Annotated in this window: 11 protein-coding genes and 2 pseudogenes; 6 read left to right on the top strand and 7 right to left on the bottom strand. The window is 65.5% G+C overall.

What is annotated here, in order from left to right; genetic code table 11:
* Positions 1–125: 125 nt before the first annotated feature.
* Positions 126–1,307: an NO-inducible flavohemoprotein gene (gene hmpA, locus L2Y97_RS00945; protein ID WP_247431775.1), complete on the bottom strand. Its 1,182-nt coding sequence runs from the start codon at positions 1,305–1,307 to the stop codon at positions 126–128.
* Between the two features lie 152 nt (positions 1,308–1,459).
* Between hmpA and norR the strand changes: the two genes are divergently transcribed.
* Positions 1,460–3,013 (top strand): nitric oxide reductase transcriptional regulator NorR, encoded by a 1,554-nt coding sequence (gene norR / locus L2Y97_RS00940; protein ID WP_247431772.1) that lies wholly within the window; start codon positions 1,460–1,462, stop codon positions 3,011–3,013.
* Here norR and L2Y97_RS00935 read toward each other — a convergent pair.
* Positions 3,010–4,404 carry a sugar porter family MFS transporter gene (locus L2Y97_RS00935; RefSeq protein ID WP_247431769.1) on the bottom strand — a complete coding sequence of 465 codons (1,395 nt, stop codon included), beginning with the start codon at positions 4,402–4,404 and terminating at the stop codon, positions 3,010–3,012. The two genes, norR and L2Y97_RS00935, sit on opposite strands and share 4 nt — an antisense overlap.
* Positions 4,405–4,775: 371 nt before the next feature.
* Here L2Y97_RS00935 and L2Y97_RS00930 point away from each other — a divergent pair, with 371 nt between their 5' ends.
* Positions 4,776–5,537 (top strand): GAF domain-containing protein, encoded by a 762-nt coding sequence (locus L2Y97_RS00930; protein WP_247431766.1) that lies wholly within the window; start codon positions 4,776–4,778, stop codon positions 5,535–5,537.
* On the opposite strand, the gene L2Y97_RS00925 is transcribed toward L2Y97_RS00930, so the two are convergent.
* The 5 genes and pseudogenes from L2Y97_RS00925 to L2Y97_RS00910 all read right to left on the bottom strand — a co-directional run bounded on the left by L2Y97_RS00925 (position 5,534) and on the right by L2Y97_RS00910 (position 15,824).
* A complete protein-coding gene (locus L2Y97_RS00925; RefSeq protein ID WP_247431763.1) occupies positions 5,534–5,956 on the bottom strand; it encodes a VOC family protein in 423 nt (140 codons plus the stop codon). The two genes, L2Y97_RS00930 and L2Y97_RS00925, sit on opposite strands and share 4 nt — an antisense overlap.
* A gap of 31 nt (positions 5,957–5,987) precedes the next feature.
* Positions 5,988–6,389 (bottom strand): annotated as a pseudogene (locus L2Y97_RS22475) (methyl-accepting chemotaxis protein); the annotation flags it as partial.
* A gap of 150 nt (positions 6,390–6,539) precedes the next feature.
* Positions 6,540–7,241 (bottom strand): annotated as a pseudogene (locus L2Y97_RS22470) (PAS domain-containing protein); the annotation flags it as partial.
* A gap of 185 nt (positions 7,242–7,426) precedes the next feature.
* Complete coding sequence (gene pbpC / locus L2Y97_RS00915) at positions 7,427–9,796, bottom strand: penicillin-binding protein 1C (RefSeq protein ID WP_247431757.1); 2,370 nt, start codon at positions 9,794–9,796, stop codon at positions 7,427–7,429.
* A gap of 1 nt (position 9,797) precedes the next feature.
* Entirely contained in the window at positions 9,798–15,824 is a 6,027-nt protein-coding gene (locus L2Y97_RS00910; RefSeq protein ID WP_247431754.1) for an alpha-2-macroglobulin family protein, read from the bottom strand.
* A gap of 419 nt (positions 15,825–16,243) precedes the next feature.
* On the opposite strand from L2Y97_RS00910, the gene L2Y97_RS00905 reads away from it, so the two are divergent.
* The 4 genes from L2Y97_RS00905 to L2Y97_RS00890 all read left to right on the top strand — a co-directional run bounded on the left by L2Y97_RS00905 (position 16,244) and on the right by L2Y97_RS00890 (position 19,169).
* Positions 16,244–17,296: an HWE histidine kinase domain-containing protein gene (locus L2Y97_RS00905; protein ID WP_247431752.1), complete on the top strand. Its 1,053-nt coding sequence runs from the start codon at positions 16,244–16,246 to the stop codon at positions 17,294–17,296.
* A 173-nt stretch (positions 17,297–17,469) separates the two neighbouring features.
* The gene (locus L2Y97_RS00900; protein WP_247431749.1) at positions 17,470–17,898 is read left to right on the top strand and encodes a YciI family protein; all 429 of its coding nucleotides are present in this window, start codon (positions 17,470–17,472) and stop codon (positions 17,896–17,898) included.
* 27 nt (positions 17,899–17,925) lie between these two features.
* Entirely contained in the window at positions 17,926–18,387 is a 462-nt protein-coding gene (locus L2Y97_RS00895; protein WP_247431746.1) for a VOC family protein, read from the top strand.
* Positions 18,388–18,398: 11 nt separating this feature from the next.
* Positions 18,399–19,169 carry a YciI family protein gene (locus tag L2Y97_RS00890; RefSeq protein ID WP_247431743.1) on the top strand — a complete coding sequence of 257 codons (771 nt, stop codon included), beginning with the start codon at positions 18,399–18,401 and terminating at the stop codon, positions 19,167–19,169.
* Positions 19,170–19,203: the final 34 nt, after the last annotated feature.

Raw genomic sequence — 19,203 nt, 5'->3', positions numbered from 1 at the left:
AGAATGTCAGCCGCTCGAGTTGCTGTTCTTGCCCATGCGACATGCCCGGTCCCCCACCGTTTGCGTGAGGGCCGATCATCGCCTTGCCGGTGGTGAGTAGGCAACCACCGGCCAGGCGGAGTACATCAGTCGAGCGACGATGCCGGGCCGAAGAACTCGTATTTCGCGCGGTCGTCGGGCACGCCAAGATCGCGCAGTGCGTCGCGCACGCTTTTCATGAACGGCTTTGGCCCAAGGAAGTAGGCATCTATCGTGTCGGTGGCCGGCAACCACGCGGCCAGCCGCTCGCGGTCCAGCAGGCCGGTCGCATGCGGCTCGGGATCGCCTGTGCGTGGAGCCTCGTAGCAGTAGTAGCGTTTAAGGTTGGGGTGCCGTGCCGCCAGCGCATCAATCGTATCGCGGAAGGCGTGCGCGCCACCGTGGCGCGCCGCGTGGATGAAGTGAATCGGGCGTCGGGTCGTCAGCGCCTGCTCGAGCATGGCCAGCGTGGGGGTGATTCCCACGCCCCCGCTGATCAGCACGACATCGCGCTCGCTTTCCTCCAGCGTGAAGTGGCCGGCGGGCGGGAATAGCTCCACGGTGCCGCCCACCGCCAGCTGATCGTGCAGGAAGTTCGAGACCGCGCCGCCGGGGTGGCGTTTCACGCTGATCCGGTAGGTTTTTCCATCCGCCGCGGCGGACAGCGAGTAGTTCCGCCGCATGTCCTGTCCATCGACGATGACACGCAGGCCTATGTATTGGCCGGGTGCGTGTGCATACACGGAAGCCCCATCCACCGGGGCAAAGCGAAACGAGGTGATTTCGTCGCTCTCCCGGGTTTTTTCAACGACCCGGAACATGCGCCCATCGCGCCAGCCCCCCGGAGCGAGTGCCTGCTCGTCGTAGATGGCCTCCTCGGCGCCAGCAAGGATGTTGGCGAGCTGACCGTAGGCCGCCCCCCATGCCTCGATCACCGCATCGGTGGCGATCTCGGGCCCGAGCACGTCGCGAATGGCGCGGAGCAGGCAGGCGCCCACGATCGGGTAGTGCTCGCGGCGAATGCGCAGCGAGACGTGCTTGTTGACGATCATGGTGACCAGATCGCCAAGCGCCTCCAGCTGGTCGATATGTTTGGCGTACATCAGCACGCCGTTGGCCAGTGCGCGCGGCTGCTCGCCGGTCAGCTGGTTGGCCTGGTTGAAGTACGGGCGAACCTCGGGGTGCTCGTCCAGCAGAACCCCGTAAAAGTGCGTGGTGAGCGCCTCGCCGCCGGCTTCGAGCAGCGGGACGGTGGCACGGACGATGGCTTTGTGTTCGGGGGAGAGCATGGGGACCTTCGCTTTGGGTCGTTGGAGTTACCCGTACCTATCCACAAGCCGTGCCAGCCACCTGCGACCTTTTTGATCAATACGTTATGCCATAGCGAGGGTCATAATGACCCTCGCCATAGCGAGTCATCCCGACTCGCCGACGAGTCAACATGACTACGCCAGACCCCATTCTCGCTGCCCTCCTCCCCCTGGTGGACGACCTTTCCCGCGACCTTCCGGAATCCGAGCGTTACCGCCGGCTGCTGGAAGTGCTGCGCGGCCTGGTACGCAGTGACGCCAGTGCACTGCTGCGCCTGGAAGGCTCCGAGCTGGTGCCGCTCGCTGTCAGCGGCCTCAGCGTGGACACCCTCGGCCGTCGCTTTCGGGTGGCCGATCACCCGCGGTTCGCGGCGCTTCTCGCCCACGACGCACCAACGTTGTTTCCTCCCGATAGTCCGTTGCCCGATCCCTACGACGGCCTGGTCGCGGCCGAACCCCACCTGGATGTCCACGACTGCATGGGCTGCCCTCTCAAGGTCGATGGCAAGCCGTGGGGCCTGGTGACCCTGGATGCGCTCGAGGCAGGCCGCTTCGATGAAGGCGACCTCGCCACCCTGAAGGCATTCGCCAGCCTGGCGGGTGCCACGGTGGCCGCAGGCGATCGCATGCGCGGCCTGGAGCGGGATGCCGCACGCGAGCACTCTCGCGCGGAAGGCTTCCGTCTTGCCGCGGGCCAGGCACCCGTTCGCCATCTGGCAGGGCTCAGCCCGGCCTTCCGCCGTCTTCAGGACGATATCGCCACCGTGGCGCACAGCGACCTCACCGTGTTGATCCGCGGCGAAACGGGAACGGGCAAGGAGCTTGTGGCGCAGGCCATCCATGCCGCATCCGCGCGCGCGGATCGACCGTTGATCGCCGTGAACTGCGCGGCGTTGCCAGAACAATTGCTGGAAAGCGAACTGTTTGGCCACGTACGCGGGGCATTCACCGGTGCCACCAACGAACGACGCGGCAAGTTTGAACTGGCCGACCACGGCACGCTGTTCCTGGATGAGGTCGCCGACCTCTCGCTGGGTGCCCAGGCCGCACTGCTCCGCGTCATGCAGAGCGGCCAGTTGCAGCGCCTCGGCTCCGATCGCGAGCACCGCGTGGATGTTCGCATCATCGCCGCCAGCAATCGTGACCTGGCGGATGAAGTGCGCGCTGGCCGCTGCCGCGCGGATTTTTATCACCGGCTGAGCGTCTATCCCCTGTCCGTGCCTGCACTGCGTGACCGCGGTAACGACGTACTCCTCCTGGCCGGCGGCTTCCTGGAGGAGAACCGTGCTCGCCTCGGCCTGACCGGCATCCGTCTGGCCAGCGAAGCGCAGGCGCTGTTGCTGGGCTGGCGTTGGCCGGGCAACGTCCGGGAACTGGAGCACACGGTAGGCCGCGCTTCGCTGAAAGCCCTGGCGCGCATGGAGCGGGGCCATGTGCTCGTCATCGAAGGCACCGATCTGGACATCGCATCGGCCGATGGGGCGACGGGCGTTCCCGATGCCGGTATACGGCCACCGCATGACACCAGCGACTTGCCCCTGCGTGCCGCCCTGGAACTCTACGAGCGGCAACGCATCGAAGCGTCCCTCGCACGCAGCGGCGGCAACTGGGCCGCCGCTGCGCGCGAACTGGGCATGGACCGGGCAAACCTGCGCCGCTCGGCTGCCCGGCTTGGCATCGCTTAGCTGCCGATACGACGCAGCGGCTTACCGCTCATAAGGTTGCGCTCGATCTGTTCCAGGGTCACACCCTTGGTCTCGGGCACGAGCCAGGCGGTGAAGATGATGAAGACGGCATTGAGCGCGGCGTACAGCCAGAAGGTCTGTGCGTTGCCGATGCCGGCCATGAGGCTGAGGAAGGTGACGCCAACGATGCAATTGGTGCCCCAGTTGGTGAACGTCGAGGCGGCGATACCAAAATCACGCCCCTTCAGCGGTTGCACCTCCGAGCACAACGTCCAGATCAGCGGACCGGCCGACATGGCGAAGCCGACGATGAAGAACAGCAGCATGCCGACGGTGAATAGCTGCTCGGCGCGGCCGTTAATGCCGAGCGCCATCATGGTGCCGACCACACCCAGGCCCACCGCCATCATGCTGAAGCCCGCATACAGGATCGGTTTGCGGCCCAGGCGATCGACCAGGCCGAAGGCGATCAGCGTAGCGAGCACATTGGTCAGGCCCACGGCAGCGGTAAACCACATCTGCGCCTGGGTGTCGTAGCCCATTTCCTTGAAGATGCGCGGTGCGTAGTACATCACCACGTTCATGCCGGTGAACTGCTGCATGGCCTGCAGCAACATGCCCAGGCCCACCGAGCGACGGAAGTTGCGGTTCTCGCGGAACATGCTCCAGCCGTGCTGCTTCGTCTTGAGCTGTTCTTCGATATCGGCGATTTCTTTCTCGACCACGCGCTCATCGCCACGCAGCTTCGCCAGCACGATCTGCGCATCCTCCTTGCGGCCCCGCAGCAGCAGCCAGCGTGGGCTATCGGGCAGGAAGAACAGGCCGACCATGAACAGGGCACCGGGCACCGCGATCACGCCGAGCATCCAGCGCCAGTTACCCGTGCTGCTGAAGGCCGTATCGGAGAGGAACGCCAGCAGGATGCCGGTAGTGATCATCAGCTGGTAGGTGGAAATCATGGCGCCACGGATGCGCTCCGGGGCGACCTCAGCGAGGTACAGGGGCGCAGTAAAGGTCGCCACGCCAATGGCAAGGCCAAGCACCACGCGGGCCGCGATCAGGCTGGCCGGGCTCCACGCCAGGGCGCAGAACAGGGAGCCAGCGATGAAGAGCACGGCGCCCAGCATCAGCGAGCGCTTCCTGCCCAGCGTGGCCGACATCCAACCCGCGCCCAGAGCGCCAGCGGCGGCACCGAGGGTCATGCTGCTCACCACCCACTCGATGGTGCGGTCAGTGGCGGCGAAGTCTTTCTGGATGAATTGCTGGGCGCCTGAAATGACGCCGATATCCAGGCCGAACATCAGGCCCGCCAGGGCCGCCAGAATGCATGTGGTGATGATGGCCGCCTTGGGGTGGGCGGCCTGGATCTGTTGTTTGACGGCGACATCCATGGGCTTACCTGCGTGGAAGGGGTCCCAGGCATTGGATGCCGTGTCATGTATTCATGGAGTCGGCTGCGTGTCGGGTCTTCGTGATGCTCCATTGTGCATTTACGGCAAAATGGTGCGCCTGAAGGGGTTCGCCGGGCGCCTGCGCCATGCAAGGCGTGGGGGTAACGTGGTGATCCGGGGCGGTAACGATCCCGGCCGCCGTAATGCCACCCACGCGAAAGGCCGCCATGCCCCGCATCGCATACCCCCTCAAAAATCGCATCACCGCCACCGAAAAGCGCAACGTTTGGCAAGCGCTTTGCGGCAAGCGCTGTGGTAGCGTCGATCTGCTATTGCTTGCGTTTCCTTTCCTTCCGCACTTGTAAGCCGCCTTGAGTTACCAGAACGCCACCACGCCAACCGACGATCCCACCCTGACAACGCGCGACGCCGCGCGGCTGCTCGGCATTTCCGTGAGCACGGCCCAGAAGTGGATCGAAAGTGGTGCCCTGGTGTCCTGGAAAACGCCTGGCGGCCACCGCCGCATGCGCCAGAGCGCCGTCCTTGCGTTATTGGAAGAGCGTACGGCCCTGGCGGCGGATCCCCTTCAGGCCATGTCGCCCGAGCTTCGCCCGGAGCGCATGCCCTCCTATCCCGTACCCGACGACGAAGCGGGCCGGCTTCGGGCCGTCGGCCGTACGGGCCTGCTGGATACGCCGGCTGAGCCGGCGTTCGATCGCATCACCTGGCTGGCCGGCCTGATCGCAGGCACCCCGGTGTCGCTGATCACCCTGCTTACCTCGCAGCGCCAGTGGTTCAAGTCGCATCGCGGCACCGGTTTGTCCCAGACACCGCGCGAATGGGCCTTCTGTGGGCATGCCATTCTCGGCGACGACATCATGACGGTGGAGGACGCACGCAACGACGAGCGCTTCCGCAACAACCCGCTGGTGACAGGCCACGAACACCTGGTGTTCTATGCGGGCTGCCCCCTGCGCAGCCCCGACGGCCACGCGCTGGGCACCCTCTGCGTCATCGACAATGCACCGCGCCGGCTGGATGAGACGCAAAAGGAAGGCCTGCGCGCCCTGGCCGATATCGCCGAAGACGAAATCCGCCTGTACATGACCGAGCGCGGCCGCCGCTGGGCCTAGCCGGGCGGCGCCCACGGGTCGTAGCTGCCGAAGTACCAGAGGCGGCCCTCGAGGTCACGCGCGGAGTAGCCGGCACCGCCGTACTCCTTCTCCTCGTAGTCGTCGATGATGGTGGCGCCGTGGGCCTTGGCGCGCTCGTAGTGCGCGCGCAGGTCAGCCACGGTGACGCAGGGGCACTGCGTTTCGCGCCCGCCGATCTGGTCCGGCTGCACGATGTGCTCGGCGAAGGGTGTATCGCCGATCACCGAGCCCAGCATGACCATGCCGTCGCCGAAGGTCAGCTGGGCATGGACCACGATGTCCGGGTTGGTCTCGTCCCGGTAAACGGCGTGCTCGCTGAAACCGAACGCATCGCAAAGGAACCGGATAGCCGCGGGTGCATCGCGGTAGCGCAGGCACGGGATGATGGTGCTGGGCATGGCAGCAGGCTCCCATTGAGGAGCCCCAAGCCTACGCCAGTTCGGAGACCGCGCGGCGGACCGAGTCGATGCCGCCGGCCTGGGTGTTCGTCGCCCGGGCCACATCGCTTACGCGATCGAGCAAGGTGGTGACGGAACCGAGGATATTGCGCATGGCCTCGCCGGCCTCGCCACTGCGCTCGCTGCCCTCGCGTACGCGATCGAGCGTGTTCTCGATGAGGGAACGAATGTCCTTGGCGGAGTCGGCGCTGCGTTGCGAGAGCATGCGCACTTCCTGGGCCACCACGGCGAACCCCTTGCCGTGCACGCCGGAACGGGCCGCTTCGATCGAGGCATTCAGCGCCAGGATATTGGTCTGGAACGCGATCGAATCGATGAGCCCCACGATCTCGGCGATATCGCGCGCACCATCCTGGATAGCGCCCATGGTGGCGATCACCGCATCCACCATCGCACCGCCATCGGCCGCGGAGCGGCTGGCTTCGTTGGCGAGCGCGTTGGTCGCCCGCGCCTGCTCGGCGATGGCCGGCACCGTATCGGCCAGTTCGGTAAGTGATGCATGCAAGGTGCGCGTGGCGCGCGTCTGCGCGGTGACATCGGTGGCGTACTTCACCACCTTGAACGGGCGCCCCGCCATATCGAAGATCGGGTTGTAGCTGCCCTGGATCCACACCTCGCGACCACGCCGGTCCACCCGGTGGTACAGGCCCGAATCGTATTCGCCGCGGCCGAGTTTCTCCCAGAACGACAGGTAATCCGCGCTCTCACGTTCGGCCCGGTCGACGAACATGCAATGGTGCTGACCGATCACTTCGTCGCGCTCATAGCCCATGGTGGCGAGGAAGTTGTCGTTCGCTTCGAGAATATGACCATCCAGGGTGAAGCTGATCACCGCCTGCGCCTTGTCGATCGCAGCCAGGCGCCCCTCCATGTCGGCGGCACGCAGGCGCTGCTCCGTGACATCGGTGGCGAACTTCACCACACGCACGGGGCGGCCACGGCGATCGAGCACGGGGTTGTAGCTGGCCTGGATCCATACCTCGCGGCCACCGGCGCCGACGCGGCGGTACAGGCCCACGTCGGGCTGGCCCGAGCCCAGGCGCTTCCAGAACTCGGCGTAGGCAGGCGTCTCGGCTTCGGCCGGGTCCATGAACACCCGGTGGTGCTTTCCCTGGATATCCTTGAGCGTGTAGCCCATGGCATCGAGGAAGTTCTGGTTGGCGGAAAGGATGGTGCCGTCCAGCGCGAACTCGATGACGGCCTGGGTCCGGTTCAGCGCATCCATCTTGCAGCGCATACCCGACCGCCCCGCGCCCATGAACGAACGCAGCCCTTCGATGATGTTGGATGCCATTAGAGCCCCCGCCCTGTGATTGACCCTCAGGCGCTACTTATCGTCGCTGGCGGGGGCCCGCTGAACGGTGGGTGCCGAATTTACCCACAGGTTTCACAGACGGCAATTCACACGTGCTATTCAACCGATCCAATGCCGAGTTCGCGGGCATCGGAGGCGCCGCGATCATCGACCACGCGGACGAGAAACCGCCCCGTTCGCTCGGGTGTCCACATCCAGGTCTGGCCCGCAGGGGTGCTCCCGACATAGGCGTTATCGACGAACCAGTACAACGTACGGATCCCTGCATCGGTCGTCGCGGTGAATGCGATCTTCTCCGTGCCGAACCGGGACACACGCACCTGGTAGGTACTGCCTTTCAATGGCGAAGTGATGCGTGGCGGATCGCCCGGTGCCTGGCCGCCGCCCTGGCAATCGGGCAACGGGGGCGGCAGGCGCCGGGCCATGCCGGCCTGGGCGAACACACGGGCAAGGTCGGATGGCCAGTATTCGTAGACCTCGGCATGCGTCGTCTCCGGATCGAACGGCGGGCAGGCGGGCTTGCCGCTGCGGTTATCCACCACCACGGGACGATGCACGTTGCTGACCTTGATCGGCGACTTTCCGGGGATGAACCAGGTGCTGCCCACCTGCGGGCACCACGCGTTGGGCAGGTCGCCGCTGGCCAGGCAGATAGGCAGGCGGCGCAGGTTGGGTGGGTTGCGGCGGATCGGTTCCGCCAGACCCGGCCGTTCGGCACGCAACGCATCGGCGATACGAAAGAACAACGGTGCCGCGGCGTCCACGCCGACAAACGCCGGATTGCCGGTGCTATCGAAGTTGCCAATCCACACCACCAGGACGTACGGGCCGAACGAACCCGCGGTCCATGCATCGCGGAAGCCCCAGGACGTGCCGGTCTTCCAGTACACGGGCAACCGCGAAGGCTGCGCCGCAACGGCATCGTCCGGACGCGGGTTCTGCCGCAGCATATCCATCACCATGAAACTGGCTTCTTCGCTGAGCAGCCGCGTGCCTTTCGTTTGCGGTTGCATGGCCTCGGTGCGTAGCGGCCGAAGTTCACCGCGGTTCGCCAGCATGGCGTAAAGGCCGGCCAGCTCCTGCATGGTGACTTCGCCGCCGCCGAGCACCAGTGCCAGGCCGTAGTGCTTTTCACTCTGCATACGCGATACGCCCGCATCGCGCAGGAACTGGTACAGGTTGGGATTGCCCAGGCGTGCGGCGACCTGCACCGCCGGAATGTTTCGACTGCGGATCAGGGCCTGCGTAGCCGTCACCGGGCCAAGGAACCGGCCATCGAAGTTTTCCGGCGTATAGGGGCCAAACGCCGAAGGCACATCGCGCAGCACCGTCTCGGGGTGCAGGATTCCCTGGTCGAAACCCAGCGCGTAGATGAAGGGTTTGAGTGTCGAGCCCGGCGACCGTTTGGCTTGCGTGCCGTTGACCTGCCCGAAAATCGCCGGATCGAAATAATCCGCCGAGCCCACCATGGCCTTGATGCCCATGTCGCGCGTATCGACGAGCAGCGCGGCCGCATTGCGGATGCCGCGCGCGTTCGCATGATCCACGTATTGGCGTACCTGGCGCTCCAGGCTGTGTTGCAGGCCAAGATCGAGCGTCGTGGTGACACGCATGTCGTCGCCGCCCGTCAGGCGACGGTCCGCGAGCACCTGCTCCACGAAGTGCGGCGCTTCGAACGGCAGGCGCGAGAGTGGGCGCAGGCGCAAGGGCAAATCGAACAACGGGCGCGCACTGGCGTCCCCGGGATGCCGCGCCACCCAGCGCACGAACAGGCGATCGCGTGATGCACGCAGCGCCTTGTCGATGATTCCGGTACCGTTGGCGTTGCCCGGCAACCCGCGCGCGGGCTCCTGTGGGATCACCGCCAGGGTCAGCGCCTCAGGCAAGCTCAGTCTGGCAGGCGGCTTGCTGAAGTACGCAAGGCTGGCCGCTCCCACGCCTTCGACATTGCGCCCGTAAGGTGCCGCGTTGAGGTAGGCCTCCAGGATGTCGTGTTTGGAATACTGCAGTTCGAGCTGCACCGCACGCATCGCCTGGACGATCTTGCCACCCGGCGTGCGCGTATCCAGGTGCCACAGCAGGCGTGCCAGCTGCATGGTGATCGTGGAGCCACCCTGCGGATTGCCGTGGCGTACGTAAGTCACCCATGCACCGCGCAGCAACCCCCACGCGGACACGCCAGGGTGCCAACGGAACCAGCGGTCCTCGTGCAACAACACGCCATCGACGAGCGCCGGCGAGATGTCCTCCAGCGGCACCCACAAGCGGTAGCGGTCATCGCTGGCAAGGGTGAGGCGCAGCAACTGCCCGCGGTCATCGTAAATGGCCGTGGACGAGGGCAGCCACGCCCGCAGGGGATCGTGTGGCCAGAGCCGGCAGGCGACCGGCACGGCCGCGACCAGCAACAACGCCACGAGGACGTTGTGCCAGCGCGGCCAGCCGAAGCGGGAGAAAAACCCCTTCACGTCAGGGCTTCGACTCCACCGTGAGCTTGCCGCCACCCGGTGCCGTTGCCTGTGTACCGCGGTCGTACAGCGATTCCACCTGCGCGGGCGGGATCACGAAGGTACCGGCGTTGGTCGCCTTGATGCGATAGATGAACTCCTGCACATCGGTCGATGCGTAGCCGTACACCACGACGCGATCCTCGCGCACATCGGCGTACTCGGGCTTCCAGGTGGAGTTCGGGTTGCCGATCGGCGAACGCCATGCAGGCGTCGCATCATCCGCGGCGTTCCCATCGCCTTCCGAATCATCCTCCGGGCCGGTTTCGGCATCGCCACCTTCCGTATCCGACGTGGTCTCGTCGGACGATGGTGCAGCCTGGTCATCCGGGGCAGGTGCTGCCTGGGTATCCATCACCGGTTCGAAACCACCCGGGAGCAGATCGGTGATGGCGATATTGCTGACCCCGTCCTCCTTCGTAGCGCGGATCCGCACGTGCACATCCACTTCGTCACCCACGCTCACCTTGCTGATCGCACTGCCCTTGGTATCGGTATAGCTACGCGTGATCTCGAGTCCATCCTTGCGCACCTGGCTGGAAGGCGCGCGGTCGAAGCCCGCCTGGGTCACGGCGTACCAGCCGGTGCTGTCGGCATCGTTGACCAGACGCAGGCGCTGGGCAGCGGCGCTGAACTTCGCATCGAGCAGCACGCCCTCCGGCTTGCCGATCGGCGTGACGGCGCCATCCTTCGCCACCGACCCGATCGACAGCTTGTCGACCACGGCACCGCCGTCCTTCGCCCAGGCATCCAGGGCGAGGATAATCATGCCCGACGACAGCGTGTTGTAGTGGCCCTGGCCCAGCGGGCGCACCAGCGTATCGACCAGTGTCGGCGGCAGATCCTTTGCCTGCTCAGGGAAGTGCTTTGCCAGCAGGTAAAGCACGGTGGCGTCACGGATAGCCGGGTCGTAGTACTCCCCATAGCTGTACGGCTCGTTGGTGGCCTTGCGCAGGAGCAGCTTGCGCGGCCCGGCCATCAGGTCGTTGGCGACGCGGTCCTGGTGCAGCAGTCGATACGAAGCGGCGACCCAGGCGGCCGCGAGGTCGTCCTTCCACGTCGTGGCATACGCATCCTGCAGGCGTCGCTGTACCGAGGCCAGGTCGTTGGTGGTGACGACGCCCTGGCGGGTCAGCAGGTAGATGGCATAGGCGCGCTGGCGCATCTCGGCCAGGCTGTCGCCGCTGTCGTCGGCGGCAACCTGGCGTAGGGCCTTGTTCGCCGCATCCAGCATATCGCGCGGCACGGCCACGCCATGGTCGCCGGCTTCGATCAGGTAGTGCACGGCGTAATCGGTGGCGAACACGTGCGTATCCGGCGTCGCGGTCCACAGGCCGAAACCGCCCTGCCCGTTCTGCCGCGCGCGCAACGTATCGAACAGCGCCGCTACGGGATCGGCCGGCGGCGCCGCGCCATCGAACATCTGCGCTGGCTTGATATCGCCGAATTCCGGACGCTTGCCCAGGATCAACGCAGGCATCGCCGCGCTGATGACCTGTTCCGTGCACGCGTGCGGGAAATCGACCAGATACGCGGCAAGCCCACGCGCCAGCACTACCGGGACCGTCGAGAACGCCGCGTCGCGGCGAGCGTACGCGTCGAACATGTCGCGCAATGGGGATATATCGGCACGGCCGTGCGCATCGACATGACCGAAAGCCAGCTCGGTACGCATGGCTGAGGCCGGGCGCACCGAGACATCCACGCCCTGACGTGCGGATTTACCATTGGCTCCGGCGCTGAACGCCAGGTGGCCTGAGCCGAGCTTGTCCGTGGCACGCACGCGGAAGATCGCTGCACCTTCGCGCATCTCGCCCAGCTGGAGCGTCTGCGTCGCGCTGCCCACGACCTGCAGCTGCGGGCCCACCTTCAGCTCGACGGACACCGGGATGGTTTTGCCCCCCAATCCGGTGAGGTTGTTAGCCACGCCAACGCTCACCTCGGCCTCGTCGCCCGGGGCCAGCGTGGTCGGTACGTTCGGCGAGAGCACGAAATCGCCGCGGACCGTCGTGGCACCTTCGAACGTACCGATGCGCTCCGGCGATACCGCCACGGCCATCACGCGCAGCTTGCCGTTAAAGTAATCCGGCACTTTCCACGTGAGGTCGCGGCTGCCGTCCACATCCACGATGCCCGACCAGAACGCCACCGGCTTGTCCTGCTTGCGCCGGAACGGGTTGAGCTGGCGGCCGATGGCGCCCTCGGCATCGCCACCCGGCGCGGCGAGCGTGGTCAGCTTGGTGAAGTCGGGAATGATCAGGTCAAGGATCTGCGTGGTGCTCACCTCGAGCATGCGCTTGCGGAAGAAGTACTGCAGCGGGTCGCCCAGCTTGTAGCGCGCGACCTGCAGGATGCCTTCATCGACGGCGAACACCACGGCCCGCGTCGGCGTGCCCGAGGTGACATGCATGGTGAGCGTATCGCCCGGCTTGACCAGGTCAGGTGTTTCCACGCGCAGGCCTTCCTTGCGCGCATCCATGTTCACCGAGAACGGCACGACACCGAACGAGAGCGGGCTCATGAAGATCTCATCGGACGACGGATCCCGCACATACTGCACGTTGATATAGCCGTTACCCTCGAAGCCCGCCGGCACCGTGATGTGCTGGACGGAACTGGTGGTGTCGGCGTGGAACCAGGCATGCGCGTACACCTTGTCGCGCTCGATGGTGATGAGGCCGCTGCCGGCGTAAGGCGCGCGGATCGCGATATCCACGGATTCGCCCGGTGCGTAGTCCTTCTTCGACAGGGCGAGCTGCAGTTCGGCGTTACGTTCCAGCGAGCGCGACACGTTGCCTTCGCCCGCGACCGACCACGCCACGCGATTCACTTCCTTGCCATCAGCGTTCTTCACGACCAACGCGAAGTTACCTGGCTTGGTCGTCGGCAAGGTGACATCGAGGCCGGCCGCCGGGATCGTGAGGGCCGTTTCCGAGAGCGTGGTCTCGCGTGCCTTGGATTCGTACTTGTAAACGCCCGAGTCCTGCTTGGTCAGCACCGAGACGTAGCGCGTTTCGACGATGGCCTGCTTGAGGCCCGCCAGGTCCATGCGCTTCGCTTCGGGGTTGATCGCGACCAGGTTCACGCTGCGCACGGCATCGCGCGCCACATAGTCCAGGTTATCCGGCGCCTTGTAGCCCACCAGCCAGTCGTTCGACGAGACCATGCCCTGGGTGGCCGCCGCCACGCTGCGCCCACCTTCTGCTTCGTAGGCCTTGGCCAGGAAGTAGAGCTGGTACGTGGCGTCGGCGTAGCGGGAAAGGTCCAGCGGGAATTCCGCGTGCCCCTTGTCGTCGCTCTTCTGGTCGGCCAGCTTCTCTTCGAAGCCATCCTTCGCGCGGCGGATGTCGTAGAAGTGGTAATCCTTATAGCTGGGGAACGACGGGAACGCGGGGCGCAAGGTCAGCGAACCTTCCACGCGGCGGCCTGCCGCCGGCGTACCGAACAGGTTCTGTACATCGACCAGCGCTTTCAGTTGCGCCGGCTTCACCCAGCCTTCGGCCACGGCAGAGGAAAGCTTTGCAGATACCTTCATGCGATCGGGCTGGAACTCCTTCACCTGTACGGTGGTGTCACCGATCTGCGAGTACGGTTTGCCGTCCTTCGCGATGTACAGGTTCACGGTCCAGTTGCCCGTGGGCGAGGTTTCCGCGGTGGTGTAGTCCAGCTCGGCGAACCCGGCCTGGTCCATCGTGACGGGTTGCTGGCGCACCGTGGTACCGCGTGGGTCGACGATCTGCGCGACGAGCGGGATGCCCGCAACGCTCCGGGTCCACGTACTAGCCCGCACGATCAGGCCGATGTGGAACTGATCACCAGGCCGGTAGATGCCACGGTCGGAAAACAGGTAACCGGAAAGCTGCCCCGCGCTGGCCGGGCTCACATCGCCACCCACGTCGAAACGCGAGAAATCGAGCTGGCGGTCGCGAGCACTGATCGGCAGGAACGAGAGATCCTCGCCCTGGCGCACCACGACCATCGCCGGCTCCTTCTCCTGGAGGAAACCCGCCAGCCCCGCGAAGTGCGCGTGGCCGTCGGCGCCCGTGGCCTGGGTGAGCAGGGTGGTGCCGTTCTTGGCGATGATCGATACCGATGCGCCCAATGCCGGCTGGCCGCTGCGGATCGACTGCACATAGATATCGCGGCTGCCGTCGGCGGCGCGCTTGGCGATCACGCCCAGATCGGTGATGACGACAAGGCGCTGGTCGCTGGGCCACTCGTACGACGTATAGCCGCCTTCACGATCGAAGCGCTCACCGGCCGCCGCAGCCTCGGCATCCGGATCGCCACCGGCTTCCCGGCCTGCGGCTTCGCGCGCGGCCTGCATGGCCTTCTCGCGCATTTCCTTCTCGCGGGCCGGATCGAAGCCCTGCAACTTGAGCAGGAATACACCACGCTTGCCGCTGGCCAGGTACTGGCCGACATCGAACCCTTCGTAATGCGCCTTGCCCGGGCCTTCGTCGGCGATAGGCACCTTCTTCACGAAGCGCTCGGTGATGTTGTCCTCGCTGATGCCATACAGGTAGGGCTTGGCAAAGCTACCCCCCGACATGGTGACCAGGTGCTGCAACTGATCGGGTAGCACACGGCCTACTTCCACGCGCAGGCCCGGCATGTTCCGCGAGACGATCGATACCCGGTGGTCCCCCGAGAGCGACAACAAGGCGCCATCGGACATGAAACGGAGCAGGCGCGGGTACTCGGGTACCGGCAGGATCTCCGCATAGGCGTTCGGCATCACGTAACCACCGAACGAGGTCATGCCCTTCTCGACACGCACGTACAGGCGATCACCAGGCTGGGCATGGAAGCGGAAGCTCTGTGTCTCCGACCAGTCGTTTTCGGTCGGGACGACCTCGGCTTTTGCCGAGGCCCACCCACGCAGGTCCGCCTCACGCACGGTGCTTGCGCCAAAAGCCTTTGCATCCTTAGGGATGATCCATGCGCGCACGTGCTTCGCCAGGTCGGTGTCGCTCACCGCGCTGGCAAAGGCCATGGTCACGACCTGCTCCGGTTCGAAGCGATCGTTGTCGACCAGGGTGGCCTGCATCTCGTTGATCTTCAGGCTGTACAGGCCGGGTACCCGAACGCTGGTCTCCAGCGCTTTCTCCGTACCATCGCCGCCGCGGCTGCTGCGTACGCCATCTGCCACTTTCATGCCGACGGCGCCATCATCGCGCGGCAGTTGGAGGGGCATGGAGTGCACGAAGGCATTAAGGTGGTGTTCGTCGTACGTGACGCTGAACTTCAGGTCGTTCCCGTGCTTCTGGTCGTGCTCGCGCAGGTCAAGCGCAATGCGCTTTTCGAGCTCGGCCGCATCCACCGGGTAGTTGAAGGCCAACTGGATGATGGTCTTGCGCCGGGTTGGATCCTGCGGATCCTGGTAGAACTCCCCGTTGGTGACGCGCGCGGTGAACGGCACGGTGTTGAAGCTGGCCTCGTCGTCGGCAAGCAACGCCTGCGGGGCGAAAACCTTTGCCTTGTCGAAGCGGACCTCGAACTTGCGGCCTACCGGCCAATCGGTGGCGGGGGTGAACACCAGCGTACGGTCGTCCTGCCATTTCCACTGGCCACCCTGCCGGGGTTCCAGCGCAATGCCATCCGTGACCGGCTTGCCCAACGATTCAATGCGTGCCGCGGAACCGGAGAAGCGAATTTCCAGCGGATGGATATCCGGGCGCGTATCGCTGTAATCGGTAACGGCCGGTGCGACCACCTCGAACGTGATCCGGTTGGGCTCCGCCGCCTTGGGCCGGTTGACCCACCAATGCCAGCCAAACCACCCCGCTGCCACCAAGAGCAGGACACCGGCGATCGTGCCGGTGAACTTCAGCGGATGCTGGCGCGCGGCCTTGCCGGTAGCGGGCACCCATGCCGGTGCAGACCAGGCCACGTTGCCGAAGATGGGCCGCAGCAGGAAGGCAAGCAGCCAGCCCAGGCCGCGCAGCAGGCGCACCGGGAGCATTGCGAGGAAGCGCAGAAGATCCATGTTCCGTTCCGATCCTTTCATGTTGGGCGGTTGGCCGCCGAGGGGCCCGGGGTGCACGCCGCCGCTGCCACGCAGTGCGCGGCCATGCTTCAAGCGGTTGTCCCCGGACATAGCCTGCGCGTCACCCCTGTCACGCTGGCGGCAGGATTCTGACATATCGACGACCGGGTTCGGGCCGTCCACGGGCAACGCGCCAATGCAATACGGTAATTCTGAAATCGCTTACGTAACCGTGCCCGCGTGACCGGGCTCACGCCACGGCGTGGCGCCATGCACGCCGCGTGATAAACGCGTTATCGTGGGCTGACTTCGGCGCGTCGGCGGCGAAGGGTCCCGGCGCGATGGATCGCGCGGACCACCATGGATGTCCCGCGCCGAGGGATCAGGAGGCGACGCGTGGACCGCGACGGTGAGAATCGATGAGCGAATACGCCACCAGTCCCTTCCAGCGGGCCATCGCCACCTCGGATCGCGAATTTCGCGAGTTGGCCGATTTCGCGCCGGTCATGATCTGGCGCTCCGGCGTGGACAAGCTCTGCGACTGGTTCAACAGGCCCTGGCTGGATTACACCGGGCGCACCATGGAAGAGGAAGTGGGCAACGGCTGGGCCGAAGGCGTGCACCCGGAAGACCTCCAGGGCTGCCTTGCCGTGTACACGGGTGCGTTCGACGCCCGCGAACCCTTCTCCATGGAATACCGCCTGCGCCGGCGGGACGGCGAGTACTGCTGGATGCTCGATAACGGCGCACCGTTCTATCGGGATGGCCATTTCGCCGGCTACTGGGGCAGTTGCATCGACGTCACGGCCCATCGCGATGCCCAACGTGCCCAGCGCATCCTGATCAACGAGCTCAACCACCGGGTAAAGAACACCCTGGCCGTTGTCCAGGCCATGGCGATCCAGAGTTTCCGTGGTGAGCGGCCGGTGGAGCAGTCCCTGGACCTCTTCGAGAGCCGGCTGCGTGCCCTTGCCGGGGCCCACGACCTGCTCGTGTCCCGAGCCTGGGAGGAGGTGGCGTTGCGCAGTATCGTCGAAGCCACCGTCGCCCCACACGACCCGGATGGCACCCGTGTACAGCTGGATGGGCCCGCGCTGATGCTGCGCCCCGAACCCGCGGTTTCCGTCGCCATGGCCTTGCACGAGCTACTGACCAACGCCATCAAGTACGGCGCATTGTCGGCGCCGGGCGGCACCGTGGCACTGCACTGGGCCTATGTGCCCGAGCGCCGTTCGGTGCGGCTGGAATGGCAGGAGGCGGGAGGCCCTGCCGTGGAGCAGCCGGTCCAGCGGGGGTTCGGCACCCGTTTCATTGAGCGCGTGCTGGCTACGCAGGCCGGCGGCAGCGCCGAGGTGACGTTCGCCCGGGAGGGCGTGCACTGTGTTTTCGAAGCCGAGGCGCGCACAGGGTCCACCCAGACCTGGCGCAAGGCGGGCGTGAACGACCCGCACGGACGCTTTGCCGACGCCTGAGCGCCCGTCGCTCATGCTTTGAGAATCCTCTGCTGCATGCTGTCTTCCCGGTGCGCTACCACCGCGGGCCGGCGCGATAAATTTTTTCCGCCGCCATGTCGATCGGCCCTGGGGTCGTTCGACGTACCCATGAAGGCCGGGAAGCGTCCCGGCCACCGGCAAGGAGAAGGCAGATGCGATTCATGGTCATGGTCCGTGCAACACAGGCATCCGAGGCGGGCATCATGCCCAGCGAAGCCCTCATCACCGCCATGGGCAACTTCAACGAGGAACTGGTGCGTGCCGGCGTACTGCTGGCCGGTGAGGGCCTGCGCCCTACCAGGGATGGTGCACGCATTCGCTTCAGCGGTGACCGTCGCGAGGTCATCGATGGGCCGTTTGCCGAGACGCGCGAGCTGATCGCCGGATTCTGGCTCATCCAGGTGCGCTCGCTGGACGAGGCGATCGAGTGGATGAAGCGCTGCCCCAACCCGTTCGAGGACGGAACCTCCGAGATTGAGATCCGCCAGATATTCGAGGCCGAGGATTTCGGTGCCGAATTCACCCCGGAAGCCCGGGCGCAGGAAGAACGCCTGCGCGCCGAGATCGCCGCCCGCCAGTAACCCAACCCCGCACACAAGGATCACGCCATGAACATCACCCCTTACCTGCACTTCAAGGACAACTGCGAAGAAGCGTTCAAGTTCTACGAAGAGGCCCTGGGCGGAAAGATCGTCATGATCAGCCGCTTCAAGGATATGCCGCCGCCCCCGGCGGATGCGCCGAAGAACGAGGGCTGCGGTCCGTCCCCCGAGGACATGGCCGGGATGGGCGAGAAGGTCATGCACATCCGCCTGCAGGTGGGTGATGCCATCCTGATGGGTTCCGATACCCCGCCGGTGTTCAAGCACAGCGGCAAGGTGGAGGGCTGCACCATCGCGCTCGGCTTCGAGACCGGCGCGGAAGCCGAGAAAGTGTTCGCCGCGCTCGCGAAGAAAGGCACCGTCACCATGCCCGTCGGCGAGACCTTCTGGGCTGACCGTTTCGGCATGCTCGACGACGCCTTCGGCGTATCGTGGATGGTGAACGGCGGCGAAAAGAAAGGCCCCTGAGGAGGCTCCCCATGCGATTCCTGATCGTCCGTAAGGCGGATGCCGATACCGAAGCCGGTGCGCCCGTGACGCAGCCGTTGCTCGATGCCATGGCGGAGTATTGCGACGTGCTGGCCTCGGAAGGCCGGTTCCTCGCCGGTGAGGGGCTCAAGCCCAGCCGTGAAGGGGTACGGGTCAGCTTCCGCGACGGCAGGACGCCGGTCATCGTGGATGGCCCGTTCGCCGAAGCGAAGGAACTGGTGGCCGGCTTCAGCATCATCGAAGCGGACTCGATGGAGGACGCCGTCGATTGGGTAAAGCGTTGGCCCGCCGAGGATGCCAACGGCCACGCCGAAATCGAGATCCGACCGGTGGGCTGCCCCGGTGGGCTCAGCAACTTCGGTGACCCCGCCGAGGATGAGTCGGACCGGCCGCGCTACATGGTGATGCTGAAAGCCAACGAACGCAGTGAAACCGACTGGAACCCCGGCGCCGAAATCCTGGGCAAGATGGCCGAGGCCAACCGCGCCGGCCATGAGGCGGGTTACCTCATCGCCGGCAACGGCCTCTCCTCCAGCCGCCATGCCAGGCGGGTGCGTTTCAGCAAGGGCCAGCCACAGGTGTTCGATGGCCCGTTCGCCGAGATCAAGGAGATGGTCGCCGGTTTCTGGGTACTGCGGGTGGATAGCCTGGATGACGTGATCGCGTGGGCACGAACCTACCCGTTCCCCGATGGCGACGACGCCCGGCTGGAGATTCGCCCGCTTTACAGCATGAAGGAACTGCTCGCGCCCCTGGCGTAATGCGGCAGCGCGGCTTGCCTGCCATGGCGACGGG

Source organism: Luteibacter aegosomatissinici (genome assembly GCF_023078495.1).
Taxonomy (GTDB): domain Bacteria; phylum Pseudomonadota; class Gammaproteobacteria; order Xanthomonadales; family Rhodanobacteraceae; genus Luteibacter; species Luteibacter aegosomatissinici.
The sequence above is the reverse complement of the archived record's forward strand: the minus strand, read 5'-3'. Positions and strand labels throughout refer to the sequence as shown.

Bases quoted from the DNA above. Each gene is read 5' to 3' on its own strand.
- L2Y97_RS00895 (WP_247431746.1), top strand. From the start codon at position 17,926: ATGAACATCACCCCTTACCTGCACTTCAAGGACAACTGCGAAGAAGCG.
- L2Y97_RS00905 (WP_247431752.1), top strand. From the start codon at position 16,244: ATGAGCGAATACGCCACCAGTCCCTTCCAGCGGGCCATCGCCACCTCG.
- L2Y97_RS00900 (WP_247431749.1), top strand. From the start codon at position 17,470: ATGCGATTCATGGTCATGGTCCGTGCAACACAGGCATCCGAGGCGGGC.
- L2Y97_RS00925 (WP_247431763.1), bottom strand. From the start codon at position 5,956: ATGCCCAGCACCATCATCCCGTGCCTGCGCTACCGCGATGCACCCGCG.
- L2Y97_RS00910 (WP_247431754.1), bottom strand. From the start codon at position 15,824: ATGGATCTTCTGCGCTTCCTCGCAATGCTCCCGGTGCGCCTGCTGCGC.
- L2Y97_RS00890 (WP_247431743.1), top strand. From the start codon at position 18,399: ATGCGATTCCTGATCGTCCGTAAGGCGGATGCCGATACCGAAGCCGGT.
- L2Y97_RS00935 (WP_247431769.1), bottom strand. From the start codon at position 4,404: ATGGATGTCGCCGTCAAACAACAGATCCAGGCCGCCCACCCCAAGGCG.
- norR (WP_247431772.1), top strand. From the start codon at position 1,460: ATGACTACGCCAGACCCCATTCTCGCTGCCCTCCTCCCCCTGGTGGAC.
- hmpA (WP_247431775.1), bottom strand. From the start codon at position 1,307: ATGCTCTCCCCCGAACACAAAGCCATCGTCCGTGCCACCGTCCCGCTG.